The 12,863-nt window shown below is 59.0% G+C and carries 10 protein-coding genes and 1 pseudogene; 6 read left to right on the forward strand and 5 right to left on the reverse strand.

Annotated elements, in window-relative coordinates; all coding sequences use genetic code 11:
* Together NCT32_RS34615 and NCT32_RS34620 are read right to left on the reverse strand one after the other, a co-directional pair.
* Positions 1 to 1,703, reverse strand: a 1,703-nt coding sequence (locus NCT32_RS34615; RefSeq protein ID WP_250491354.1) for a hybrid sensor histidine kinase/response regulator, incomplete at its 3' end; no start/stop codon positions are given.
* Positions 1,704 to 1,705: 2 nt separating this feature from the next.
* A complete protein-coding gene (locus tag NCT32_RS34620; protein ID WP_250491355.1) occupies positions 1,706 to 3,466 on the reverse strand; it encodes a hybrid sensor histidine kinase/response regulator in 1,761 nt (586 codons plus the stop codon).
* Positions 3,467 to 4,399: 933 nt separating this feature from the next.
* Here NCT32_RS34620 and NCT32_RS34625 point away from each other — a divergent pair.
* Together NCT32_RS34625 and NCT32_RS34630 are read left to right on the forward strand one after the other, a co-directional pair.
* The gene (locus NCT32_RS34625; protein WP_250491356.1) at positions 4,400 to 4,744 is read left to right on the forward strand and encodes a DUF4148 domain-containing protein; all 345 of its coding nucleotides are present in this window, start codon (positions 4,400 to 4,402) and stop codon (positions 4,742 to 4,744) included.
* A 234-nt stretch (positions 4,745 to 4,978) separates the two neighbouring features.
* Positions 4,979 to 5,686: a hypothetical protein gene (locus NCT32_RS34630; RefSeq protein WP_250491357.1), complete on the forward strand. Its 708-nt coding sequence runs from the start codon at positions 4,979 to 4,981 to the stop codon at positions 5,684 to 5,686.
* Positions 5,687 to 6,552: 866 nt separating this feature from the next.
* On the opposite strand, the gene NCT32_RS34635 is transcribed toward NCT32_RS34630, so the two are convergent.
* Positions 6,553 to 8,655: a filamentous hemagglutinin N-terminal domain-containing protein gene (locus tag NCT32_RS34635; protein ID WP_250491358.1), complete on the reverse strand. Its 2,103-nt coding sequence runs from the start codon at positions 8,653 to 8,655 to the stop codon at positions 6,553 to 6,555.
* A gap of 313 nt (positions 8,656 to 8,968) precedes the next feature.
* On the opposite strand from NCT32_RS34635, the gene NCT32_RS34640 reads away from it, so the two are divergent.
* A complete protein-coding gene (locus tag NCT32_RS34640) occupies positions 8,969 to 9,460 on the forward strand; it encodes a low affinity iron permease family protein (RefSeq protein ID WP_409241566.1) in 492 nt (163 codons plus the stop codon).
* 261 nt (positions 9,461 to 9,721) lie between these two features.
* Positions 9,722 to 10,228: pseudogene (locus NCT32_RS34645) on the forward strand (DUF4142 domain-containing protein).
* 412 nt (positions 10,229 to 10,640) lie between these two features.
* Here the strand turns inward: NCT32_RS34645 and NCT32_RS34650 are convergent.
* On the reverse strand, positions 10,641 to 11,357 hold the full coding sequence (locus NCT32_RS34650) for a hypothetical protein (RefSeq protein WP_250491362.1): 717 nt from the start codon (positions 11,355 to 11,357) through the stop codon (positions 10,641 to 10,643).
* Positions 11,358 to 11,522: 165 nt separating this feature from the next.
* The gene (locus NCT32_RS34655; protein ID WP_250491359.1) at positions 11,523 to 12,047 is read right to left on the reverse strand and encodes a hypothetical protein; all 525 of its coding nucleotides are present in this window, start codon (positions 12,045 to 12,047) and stop codon (positions 11,523 to 11,525) included.
* A 46-nt stretch (positions 12,048 to 12,093) separates the two neighbouring features.
* Here NCT32_RS34655 and NCT32_RS34660 point away from each other — a divergent pair, with 46 nt between their 5' ends.
* Together NCT32_RS34660 and NCT32_RS34665 are read left to right on the forward strand one after the other, a co-directional pair.
* On the forward strand, positions 12,094 to 12,543 hold the full coding sequence (locus NCT32_RS34660; protein ID WP_250491360.1) for a DUF2182 domain-containing protein: 450 nt from the start codon (positions 12,094 to 12,096) through the stop codon (positions 12,541 to 12,543).
* Positions 12,544 to 12,699: 156 nt separating this feature from the next.
* Positions 12,700 to 12,863: FAD-dependent oxidoreductase (locus tag NCT32_RS34665; protein ID WP_250491363.1), on the forward strand; the 164-nt coding region annotated here is incomplete at its 3' end.

A 12,863-nucleotide genomic window follows, 5' to 3' on the forward strand; every position in this document is an offset into this window, starting at 1 on the left:
TTGGTAGCAGCGCGGACCGCCGTAATCGCAGCAATACCGTCCTCGTGTTCCAGCCGGTAGTCGGAGAGGATGAGGTGCGGACCGCTTGCCAAAGCCTCGCTACGCAATTGCTCGATGACGTCGGATGACGATTCCCCGGCTACAACGTAGCAGCCATGCTCGATCAGGCGCATCGATATTTCGACTCTTAGGTCGCTGTTGTCCTCGATGATCGCCACGATCATATTGGTCAGGTCCGGGTCGCCGTCCTCGGCCGTTTGAACCTCCCGCAACTCCGGCGGTATAAGTTCCATGAACGGGACCGCAACCGAAAAACGCGAGCCCCGCCCTGGTGTCGAGTCGATGTCCAGCTTGTGACCGAGGAGGTTCACGAGTCCCTGAACAATGGACAGACCAAGGCCGAACCCTTTTTCTCGATTCCTCTCGGGATTATTGACCTGTACATAGCTCTTGAAGATATCCGCCTGTCTACCTTCTGGGATACCGATCCCGTTGTCCCAGACGCTTATCTTTATGTCGCTGCCTCTCCTTTGGCAACTCACCAGAACATGCCCTTTCTTTCCTCCCTGTTCGGAAGGCGTATAACGGATCGCATTGGTCACCATATTCCTAACGATCCTGTCCAACGCAGGTCGATCCGTACGGACCAAATAGGGGCGGCAATGGAGTCTCATTTTCAGCCCCTTCCCTTCAGCCAGCGGCTGCATATCCACGAATATGCCGCGTAACAGGGACGGCAGCGCCACCTCTTGAACGTCCACGTTCCATGTGCCGGACTCAAGGCGGCAGATATCCAGTGCACCGTTAATCATCCCTTCCATCGCATCCACTTGCCTTTGCGCATTCGAGACGTCCGCAACCAGCTCGGTCGATTTAATGCTCCGCTCGATATAATTTAACTTCAGACCAAGCGTTGTAAGCGGTTGACGCAAGTCATGGCTTATTGCAGCGATAAGCAGGTTTTTCTCCGCCTTTGCCGCTTCCGCCCGCTTCCGCGCCTCATCGAGAATGATCTCTTTAACATATGAGCGTTTCTGACTGTAAAAGAAAAACCACGCCAGGAAACAATAGCCAATTAGTTGAGTAGAATAGAACCCCAGCATTGCTGGCCGGTGAATATATAGAGCTGGTCCCAGGCTAAATCCGAACGGTACAGCGCCAAGCACGAACGAACCTAAATTCGCACGAAGACTGGGTGCGAGTAGTAGCAGGGTAAACGTATGGCTGATTAGCGTGTACTCAAGGAAGCCAGAACTTGCCAATTTGATGTAGGGAGGGCGGGGCGAGAAATCGGGTGGGGTTAGCCCAAGGCTACCCGCCGCCCACCAGAACGATGTCAGTGTGACGCTTGCAGCCCATGCCCAGTGCATCTGCTCGATCGCGTTGGCGCTGGCGTGCTTCGGGAGCGCCTTGGTCTTTTTCAGTAAGTATGCTGCCATGGGAGTGGCCATGCCCCAAAAACCCACGACCCAGACGACACGGAACCAACGATAGCTATCCGACGTTTTGATCCACGATCCGTACACGCACAACAGCGAGGCGCCGACCGCCACTAGTACGGTCCAACACACCGCTCGACGGGACAGCGATTGCAATAACTCGCGTTTGACGAAGAGCTTCTGCTCGGTACTGAGTTCTGCAGCTGTGCCCAGAAATGAATTCACAAATCCAGCGAATCTGCGGAGCTCGATTGTGTGAGCCATTTTCACTCGCCTTCCGTCAATACTTTCGGCTTATGTTCTGCAAGTATGGTTAATAAGGTTCGCTCCAAAATCGGTTCGGACAAGAGCTTCATTCCACTGGCGGCTACTTTTTTGAGCACCGCTGACGAGGCGTCCCTCGACCACAGGATCGCAGGGATCGAAACATTGGTAGCAGCGCGGACCGCCGTAATCGCAGCAATACCGTCCTCGTGTTCCAGCCGGTAGTCGGAGAGGATGAGGTGCGGACCGCTTGCCAAAGCCTCGCTACGCAATTGCTCGATGACGTCGGATGACGATTCCCCGGCTACAACGTAGCAGCCATGCTCGATCAGGCGCATCGATATTTCGACTCTTAGGTCGCTGTTGTCCTCGATGATCGCCACGATCATATTGGTCAGGTCCGGGTCGCCGTCCTCGGCCGTTTGAACCTCCCGCAACTCCGGCGGTATAAGTTCCATGAACGGGACCGCAACCGAAAAACGCGAGCCCCGCCCTGGTGTCGAGTCGATGTCCAGCTTGTGACCGAGGAGGTTCACGAGTCCCTGAACAATGGACAGACCAAGGCCGAACCCTTTTTCTCGATTCCTCTCGGGATTATTGACCTGTACATAGCTCTTGAAGATATCCGCCTGTCTACCTTCTGGGATACCGATCCCGTTGTCCCAGACGCTTATCTTTATGTCGCTGCCTCTCCTTTGGCAACTCACCAGAACATGCCCTTTCTTTCCTCCCTGTTCGGAAGGCGTATAACGGATCGCATTGGTCACCATATTCCTAACGATCCTGTCCAACGCAGGTCGATCCGTACGGACCAAATAGGGGCGGCAATGGAGTCTCATTTTCAGCCCCTTCCCTTCAGCCAGCGGCTGCATATCCACGAATATGCCGCGTAACAGGGACGGCAGCGCCACCTCTTGAACGTCCACGTTCCATGTGCCGGACTCAAGGCGGCAGATATCCAGTGCACCGTTAATCATCCCTTCCATCGCATCCACTTGCCTTTGCGCATTCGAGACGTCCGCAACCAGCTCGGTCGATTTAATGCTCCGCTCAATATAATCCAGCTTCAGGCCGAGCATTGTGAGCGGTTGACGCAAGTCATGGCTTATTGCAGCGATAAATTGGTTCTTCTCCGCCGTTGCCGCTTCAGCCTGCGATACCGCCTCCTCGAGCACAACCTCTTTTACACATGTGCGTTGCTGATCGTTGCAGATGAACCATGCAACGACACAATAGCCTATTACTTGGGCCGCATACCAGTCAAACATTCCAGGTCGCGCAACAAAAAAATATGGTGCTATGTTGCATCCGAATGGAATAATGCCGATCAAGAGTGAACCGAAAACCGCACGAAAACTGGGTGCAAGCAGCAGCAAAGCAAATGCTTGCCCAATCATGGTCAGTTCCAGGAAGCCATACCTCGCGAATCTGAAGTAATGACCATGAGAGAACACGGAGTTGGGTGGGACTAGTCCAAAGCTGGCCGCCGCCCACCAGAACGATGTCAGCATGACCAATGCAGCCCACGCCCAGTGCATCTGCTCGACCGCCGTGACGCTGGCGTCCTTCGGAAGCGCCGCGGTCTTTTTCAGTAGGTATGCCGCCAGGGGAGCGACTATTCCCCACAGTCCCAGGATCCAGACGACACGGAACAACGGGTAACGATCCGGCTTTTCAATCCACGATCCAAATACGAACCAGAAGGGGCTTCCGACTACCAGTAGCGCAATCCAATATACCGACCGGCGGGAAAGCAACTGCAATAGTTCGCGCGCTACGCGAAGTTTCTGCTCGGTACTGAGCGTTGCGACCGGTCCCACAAAGAGATTGGCAAGTTCGGAAAATCTTCGGTGTGCGACTATGGAAGCCCTTTCATCTGCATACAGTGATGGTCCGGGCCCGGGCGTTTCGCACGCGCCGGAATCACGTGGTGTTCGGCTACAGGACGCCATAACAGGGCTCCGCGGATCAGGTGCAACTACACGCCATTGTGCTAGCGGCCCGTCAGCAAGTCGATGAAAAGTGTTCTTTTTTCTACCGAACAAATGTTCGGAAATGACGCAGGTGTCCCACCCGAGAATGGTGCCCGCTGCCAAGCGTTGGGTGCAAGACGCCTAACCTCTGATCGAGCGTAAGTATAAGTATGAGGCTGCGCTCGCGCGCTCGCAGTGGAGTAACTCATATCCTGTTGACGCACGAGTTGCAAATCGCGACACGGGGTGCTCATTCCGTGCGCCGGGTCGAACTTTCGTGCGTAAGCAGGTTGCCCCGTACGCTCAAGAAGCCATTTCAACGAATGCCGTGAAGCGCCACCGAACATTCATTCGCCCGCGAAGGAACATTTAATACCCAACTTAAGATTATCGCTGTAGCAACGAATGACACGTTTGCACGGCGTAGTAATGCAACATAATTCGACACAAGGAGCGCGTCGAACACCGAGCAATGGCTCGCATTCCTCTTTTGACGGATGCCTCTTATGAGTATGGCTCTACGCGGAAAACGGAGATCGTACATGCCCGACGTTCTGCACATCACTTGCAGCGAGATTAAACGATCGACAATACGCCCCCCGAACAGATCCATCTGATTCGCGAACGATTGAACAGCCATATCAACCTTGGTCTGCGGACCGGTCTTGGCATTTTATTCGTGATACTGAACAATAAGTTAGCTATAAATCAAGGAGGTCCACTATGAAAACCCTTGCATGTCTTGTCCTCGCCAGCTGTGCGCTCGCAGGCCCGGGCGTCAGCTTCGCTCAGAGCAACGCGCCCGTCTTCCGTGCTGCGGAACCGATCCGTCTCGAGCAGGGCGGGAATCGCGTGGGCGACGTCAGCCATGAGAACTATCCCGAGCAAATTCATACTGCTGAAGCGAAGATCGCCGCACAAGAGAGCCAGCAGGCGGGCAACAGTGACTTTGGCGCCGGGGCGAGCAACGGCGCCTCAGCTTATGGCAGCGTTCAGCCTGTGTCGGATCCCTCGCTATCATCGTGCGTGGGCCCCGCAAGCTACTGCAACATTTTCTTCGGTAATTGACATGGCGTTGCCCTCGTTGAAAGCTTACGTCGCCGACGTCCTAAACTCAAATGACCGCGGCACGCCGATCTTCAACGATGTTTAGGATCCTCCATATACCGATAACCTAATTATGCGGTGGAGTAATGGCACGGCAATACCCATAGGCAGTGCTCGTTCAAACGGCGGCCGATAACGACTTACACACCCCTGTGCGGGTTTGAGGCTACGCTCGCGTCGGTCCAGCGGGACGGCATGATGACCTACATACAGTCCATGCGGCGCGAAATGCGCGATGACTCGGACGAACGGTATGCGTCTGCGACCCTCCGTTCGTTAGTTTTTGCAGCTGGCGTCACTAGCGAGGAGACGAAAATGACCTGCAAACGGCTGAAAGCAATGTCAACTATTGCATTCTTTTTGTTAGCGGCAGCAAGTACCTCGAGCGCGGACGAACAGTGTTCTAACGCAACGCTCAAGGGGCTCTACGGATTCTCGCTTAGAGGCCAACTAATCGGCATATTCGACGATGCGGGTAACACCCATCGATTTGCGAACGAACCAGTTTTGATAGACGCGGTCTCGATTCAGGACTTTGATGGGCATGGCGGCTTCACTCGAGCGGACTTCGTCCAGAGTGGAGGTGAGAAACGCCCGGGGTCAACGGATCCAACGACCGGTTTCGACACTAACGAAAGCGGAATGTATACAGTTTATTCGGACTGCACAGGCATCATGCACATTAACAAGTTTCCCGCGCCGATTTCATCTACGACAATTGACATTCGCTTCGTGTTAACGGATGGCGGTCGGCGTATGTTTGGCGTTGTCAGCAGGCAGGTCATCGGCGGTCAGTTTAGAGCGACCGACGGAACCACCTGTGGACCGGCGCAGCCTTGTAGAATGGAAGCGCAGGAAAGCCTAATCGGGGAGAAGTTTCGAACGGAAGGGCGTGACAGGTAGCCGGGGGCACTCGTCCCCTGACGCGGCACCTTGGCCTGAGTGGAAGGCGAGTTGCTTCGCGCAACGCGCTCTTTCGCCGTCAGCGCAGCCGTCGTAAAGCAAGGAGCGGCTTGCATGCGAAGGGCGAACGGCGACTAGCTCCTACCGTTTTCCTTCAGTCAATGCCCAAGACTCGTACATAGAACGGAATTGAAGCGTGACGAATTCGAAGGGGGCACGTGGCATGGAAGTGATCCGTTTGATTTTCGATGTCATGCTGGGAGAGGAAGTCATAAAGCGCACGTGCATCAAGCGCGTCACTGTGCCATCGTCGACAAGGGCCTAGATGACTATGTCAAGTAAGGTGGATCGCCTCAGAGACCAATGAGCAGCTCGACCGTCCGATGGTCGGTGGGCCGGCGCCATTTGATCAAGTGAAATTGTCTGTCGCTCATGGTCCTCTGCGGCACGTCATGGACGTTATCTATGGCTTCCCATAAGCCCGAGGACTGGGCGGCCGAGACTGCTGATCGAATGACCGCTGCACTCAGTTAGCCGCGGTTGAGTCCTACACAGCGCGAGTGGCGGCTGTGGGTCGTTCACGCTCCTTCGCTGTCGTTAACAGAGGGCGGTGTGGAAAACAACAATCCCGAGGACCAGGCACAACGCAACGCAAAGACGTGGTTCGCACCGTTCGGCGGATTCAACTCAAAGGGTCTTGGACTTCGCTAGCCTGTTCAATCAAACAATGCCGTCGCTGCGCTGAAACTTCGACAGGTTTCGCGCGCGGTTGATCTTTGCCCGAACGGCCATGTCCGGGGCGCCGCGCCGCCGCGGTAGGAGAACGGCGGCTGGCCGGGTCCGCCGACGAGATTGGCCGCGAACGATTATTCGATGATGCCCGTCGCATCATTGGTATCGACGAGACCTCCGTCCGCCGTATATCCGGTTGCATACGACTGTGTGATGAGCCCCGCGTTGCCGCCGACGAGACCGCCTGTGCCGCCGTGCGAGCCCCGGCCTTGCGAGCCGCTCGCGAACGACTGCGCGATCGTCCCGTAGTTGGCACCAACGAGCCCGCCTGCGCCGCCCTGTGTACTGATCGATGCGCTGCTCGACGAGCGTTCGACCGTGCCGTAGTTGCTGCCGACGAGCCCGCCATCGGTGGCGCCGCCGTAGATGAGTCCGTCGGAGATGCTGCCAGAACTCGACGAGTATGTGACGAGCCCGTAATTGACGCCCACCAGAAGCCCGAACGATCCGATCGCAGATCCCACGTAAATCGTGCCGTTGGTGATCTTCACGTTGCGCACCACGCCCTTTTCGCCCACCACGCCAAAGAGGCCCATCGCGGTACCGGTGCCTTGCCCGTAAGGCAGTTGTGGTCCGTAGGCCAGGCCGACCGGCGCCAGCTTGTCGATCGTGTGGCCCGTGCCGTCGAACTGTCCCGTGAAGGGCGTGTTCGACGCCGCGGCCGAGCCGGGCATCGACCCGAGCGGATTGAAGACGGCCGCGCCGCTCGCGTCGATATCGTTGCCCAGCGCGTAGTTGCCCGCGAGATCCTGTTCGATGCTCTGCAGATCCACGCGATTGTTGACGAGCCTGTAGCCGGTGATTTGCGTCACGAGCCCGCTATAAGGCGCCGCCGACCACGCGCTGTTCGAGAGCAGCGTGCCTGGGGCGTAAGTGCCATTCATGTCGAAGAGCGCGGTGACGATGCCCGTGCTCTTCGACCAGTCGATCGTGCCGCCATTCGCGATGCTTCCGCCGTTGTCGATCGCGCCGCTGTCCGCGCGCAGCGTGAGATTGCCGCCACCGGTGTTGGCGAGCGTCGTATCCGGCGCGATCGTCACACTGTGCGCCGCGCCCAGCGTCAACGCCGCCGTGCCGCTCCATTGCACGTTGCCGTCAATGGCGAGATCGCCTGCCGAAGTCTCCACGTCCACGGAGGTGCCCGCGCTCAAGCTGCGCGACACTGCGCCCGCGTTGCTTCCGTCGAGCGTGAAGGACGGCGCGCCGAGCTTCCACGTTCCGGCCGCGACTGTCGCGCCGCCGACGTCCAGGGTGATGCCGCGCGTTTCCACCGTGCCGGCGCTGCCGTTGACGTCGGTCGCCGAGATGTCGCCGTTCGCGTGAATCCCGCCCGAATCCGCGACGAGCCAGACGTGGCCGTCGCGCATGGCTGTGCCCGTCGCGCGGATCGCCGCGCTGTTGCCCGCGAGCGCGTAGACGTTACCGTCAGCTGCTTGCAGACTGATCTGTGCCGCGCGGATCGCGCCGGCGTTTAGCACGGCGCCGCCGCTGCCCGCCTGCACGAAAACCTGCTGGCGGCCCGCCGCGTCCTGCAGCAGCACCTGCTTGCCCGTCGCGAGTTCAGCGGTGCCTTGCGCCGCGTCCACGCTGCCGAGATTCGCCGCGAGCGTGTGCGAGACGAGGAAGACATCGCCGCCGCTCGATCCGATCCGGCCCAAATTCACGACGATGCCGTTTCCGCCGCCCGACAGCGTGAGCGCGCCGCCTTGCATAAACGCGTTGTCGCATGCATCCAGTGCCGACGCGACGAAGCGTCCGCCTGTGGCGACCACGCCCGTTGACCCGACGAGAACGCCCTGCGGATTGATCAGCCAGACGCTGCCGGTCGCGTCGAGACGCCCGAGAATCACCGAGGGATCTCCGCCGGTGACGCGGTTGAGGGTCGCGCCGCTACCGTTGTTGAACGTGACGACGCGGCCATTGCCAATCGAAAAGCTGCGCCAGTCGATTACTCCGCGGGAAGATGTCTGGTTGATCGTCAGCAACTGCCCGCCGCCGCTGACCGAGCCGCTGCCCGCGACGAACTCTCCGCCCTTCGGTAAGGGCGGCGCCGCATGTGTGAGCGCGGCCGGAAACAGAAGCGAAATCGGAACCAGAGCCGTGATGAGCAGACGGTTGGAGTCGCGTGCAGAGAAGCGGGTGGAGAAAAGCGAAAACGAAGGTGCACGGCGGAGCATGAGCGTCTCCCTGGCGGATGAAATCGGTGATGAGTCGATTAATCGCCGCTGACGGTAGAGCTGACGCCGCTCCAGTGGTCGCGCAGTCATGCTGTCGGTGAGCTCACGCGGCCTGCTTGGAAGGTCGCGAACTTGACGCGCGAGCAGGCGAATTGATGGTAGCCCCGGCTTGCGGGTCACGCAACGTACGAATATGTCCGCTACTCGGTTGCCTCTTTGAGACGTCATTCGCGCCCCGAGGCACATCAGTAGCAAGAAGCGACTCCGCCGTTCTATGCCATCATCCGGTACATTTACCCGACTACCGGAGATCATGATGAGCAGCAAGTGGTTTTCGAAATTCGCGAGCTACCTTTCCACGATGACCGGTAGGCCCGTCACCTTTGTGTTAGCCGTCGCCCTTGTGATTGTGTGGGCGATCACCGGCCCGTTCTTTCACTACAGCGACACATGGCAACTCGTAATTAACACGTCGACCACGATCGTCACGTTTCTGATGGTCTTCCTGATCCAGAACACGCAGAACCGAGACACGGCGGCGATCCAGATCAAACTCGACGAGCTGATCCGCGCAATGGAAGGTGCGCATAACGCGCTGCTCGATCTCGAAGAACTCGAGGAAAAAGACTTGAGCCGTTTCCGAAAACACTACGAAAAACTGGCGGAAGAAGCGCGGACCGCGTTGCGCGCGGGCGGCAGCGACACCGGTTCGCCGTTCGTCGACAACCACGATGACAATGATGACGACTGGCGAGGCAATGGGAATCGCGATGGCAAGCCGGGAGCCGCGCCGAAACGCGGCTAGCAAACCCGCTGTCCGACTGCGGTGCGCGTTCGCTCGCGCGTCAACACTTTGGCTGGAGCTTTTCTAGGCGGCAAGGGAACGGCCGAAAGTGGCCGCCGAGTCTTGCCACGTCATTGAAGGACTTATAGGAAGCTGACGGATTCGAGGCGCCTCTTGGCAGAGGGTAAGCGCTATTCGGCGCTCTCAACCATTTCGCATGCGAGCAACCAACGGGAGCAATCGAGCATTCATTTTCTTGGCCGGCAAGTACGCGAGCCAGCCATGGTCGCCATTGATTTAGGCGGGCGGCGCAGATCGTGCTCCGTGGAGGCTAACGGGCGGGCCAAGAACGGGTGCCCGAACCGCCTTTCGCACAATGGACAAGATCACCATCCGTCGGCCCAAGCTGGTCTTCTTTCCGTCGAAGTGCCCCCAGCCGACGCCGGGCCGTTCGGAAGGGCGTTCGTGCAGGCCGCGACCGAATCCAGCTCCACGGCGATCGACACGGCCAAGCTCGCGACCAAGCAGTCGCAGGACAAGGACGTGAAAAGTTTCGCGCATCACATGATGGTCGATCACACCAAGCTGACCATGCAATTGAAGATGGCCACGCCTCATGGTTAGAGTGCCGTACGACAACTCGGACACCTCGCGATCGACGCACTCAAGCCGCTTAAGGGCAAGGATTTCGACAAGATCTATAGCCAGAAGGTGGGCGTCGAAGGACGTCAGAAGGCAGTGGCCGCATTCCAGAAAGAAGCGCAAGGAAGGTCAGAACCCAGACCTTAAGAAAGCCGCACAAGAGGCGCTGCCGACGATCCAGGAACATTTGAGTTGGCGCAGGATCTCGCCGCGAAGGAGGGCCTACAGCAAGCCAGAGGTTCAGCGAGGAACGAAAGACCCGCGTCGGCGTGCGCGGATCATTTAATTTCAACATCATTGGCGTTGTCGCTACTAAGCGCACGCCGGCACTTTCGATGCTCCAAACACAAGCACGGCTCGCCGCGAGACAGGCCTTGCACATCAAATCGCTCATGGGCGGCGCTTGCGCATGGCCCGTTCGCACCTTCAAACGCTTTGGGCCCTGCAGGCGGAAAGCCGAACTTCGTTCTGAGGGCCGCAGGGCGGCACAGATTTCGGGGAGACATCGTCTGTGCTCATCGGTTTCTCCTTGTTGCGGCTGCGCTATCGGCTTTGGGGCTCAATGCCGGGCACCGCGAGCGACGGTACGGTTACGAGCCAGTGCTTCATCTCCGTTCACCGCGGCGCCTCCGCCTTCCTCGAAGGGCGGTTGATGGCGAAAGCCTGCGCCGCCCGAAACAATTGCAATGATTGCCCCGACGATCAGCGCAGCGAACGAAAACCAGCTCGCTCGCGCGACGCCGCGCGCAGCCGTATCCGCGGCTTGCCGGGCGTTCTGTTCCGCGTCCGGACTGGATGCGGACGACGCTGCTGACGCCACGGCGGCTTGGACCTGCTGCTTGGCTGCGTCGACAAGTTGGTTGTTGCCGGCTGGTTGATTCGCCGCGGTCGCGCCGACCTGAGCACCGGTCGCCGCGATGCTGCCCGCCGTGCTCACCGCACCCGTGATCAGCGAAGTCATCCCATAGACGAGCAGAAGCGTCATGACGGCCCATGACAACAAGCCGTGTAGCCAGCCGAGAACTGGCGCACAGCGTCCCGCGAAGTACGAGCCCACGAACACGGCGAGTACCGTCGTGACAATGACCCAAACGCCCGAACCGAAGCCGAACCCGTGCAGCGTGTCCGGTCTCGACAGCGGAGAGAGCAGCGACGCGCCAATGGCTGTGCCGAGCACGCTCATAGTAAGGTAGACAATCATCGAAAGGATCACTCCAGCGATGACGGAACCCCACGACAGCCGGGGCAGGCCGTCTCTGGTCGTTAGAAGTCTCATGATGTCTCCATCGAAATTTGTTGTAGGCGCCGACATCCCGCAATTCGTATGCCGCTTTTTAGAACGAGGCTATCGATCCGGCAGCGGAAAACATAGTTTTCCGTGGTACTCGGCTCTACCTGTCCCAGGCGCTTGTGCCGCGAGGTACCCTAAAGATCGCGACGACTACGGCGGACCGCTGGCGGATATCGTCAAGCTGATCGATGAAGTGATGATGGTGGAACGCGGTTCGGTCGAATACACGGTCGTCGAAGGCAACAGCAGGATGAGGCCGACGACACCATAGAGGCCGATCGAAACCTTATCGCGGTCCGACCGGAGAGCCGACCAGGAAGCATCCTCTCGACGAAACCCGGATCGCCCGCGTTCGTCGGCAAGGTAAACTTGTTCCGCCTGCGGCACGACAAGCTCGCACTTGACTTGGATCCGACGGGGCATCACGCCATTCAGGAATCGTTCATCCTCACGTCGTGAAGGCCAGCGGCCATCGCGGCGCTTCGTGCCGTTCTTTGCGCCGCTCTTCCCCGCGTTGACGGCAAGCGCGGGGGTCGCGTTGTTGGCGGCCGTATGCGCGCTGTCTAAACCGGGCGAGCTGGACCGGTTGCCGCTCGTCGGCGAGTGGTGCCGCGCGGCGCCGCATGGCTTCTGATGATGCTGCCGAGCGCCTTCCGCCGGATGACGCTCGCGCACACACCGGCGCACGCTGATTGCGTTGCTTATCCGGTTACGCGGCGGCGTGGGCGCTGTTCAGCCTCGTCGCGCATGGGTTCGATGCGCGCTGCATCGTCCGTCCGATCGATCGCCGCTGTTGCTGACGCAAGGCTGGCTGATCGGCGCCGCGATCGTCGCGATCGCCGGCGTTTATCAGTTCGGCAGCGTCAAGCATCGATGTCTCGACAAAAGCCGTTCGCCGTTCATGTTCATCACCGGGCATTGGCACGGCCTGAGCGCGCGCCGCGGGAGCTTTCTACTCTGCGTGAATCACGGCGCGTTCTGCATCGGCTGCTGCTGGGCGCTGATGCTGCTGGTGACGTTCTCGGTTCGGCACGGGAAGCGGCGGCTGGATGCTGGCGCTGGGCGCGATCATAGCGGCCGATACGAACGTTTGCTCGGGCAAGCCGCTCGGCGCCGTGTTGATTGCGTGGTCCGCGTTGGATCGTCGTGCAGAACGTGCGCGTTGGGCTGAGCGCCGATTCGCGGCGGAAACAGCAGGATCGTCCTGTCCGCGAGGCGGTTGAAGGCCGGACAATTGAACACACTCGTGTGGAACGCGCCCTCGCGCTTCTGCTGCGTTCCGATGGTCTCGTCTGCAGGAGTCTGCAATAACCGGCGGCATGGAACCATGCTAAGGATCGACGAAGTTACAAACAGCGAAGGTTTTTCCGAACGATTTGACGTCGCGGTGATCGGCGGCGGCATCGTGGGCGTTGCCACGGCGTATGAGCTCGCGCGGCGCGGCGTGTCGGTGGTGCTGCTCGAAAAGGGCGTCATCGGCGGCGAACAATC

The organism is Caballeronia sp. INML2, from assembly GCF_023631365.1.
GTDB classification, from domain to species: domain Bacteria; phylum Pseudomonadota; class Gammaproteobacteria; order Burkholderiales; family Burkholderiaceae; genus Caballeronia; species Caballeronia turbans.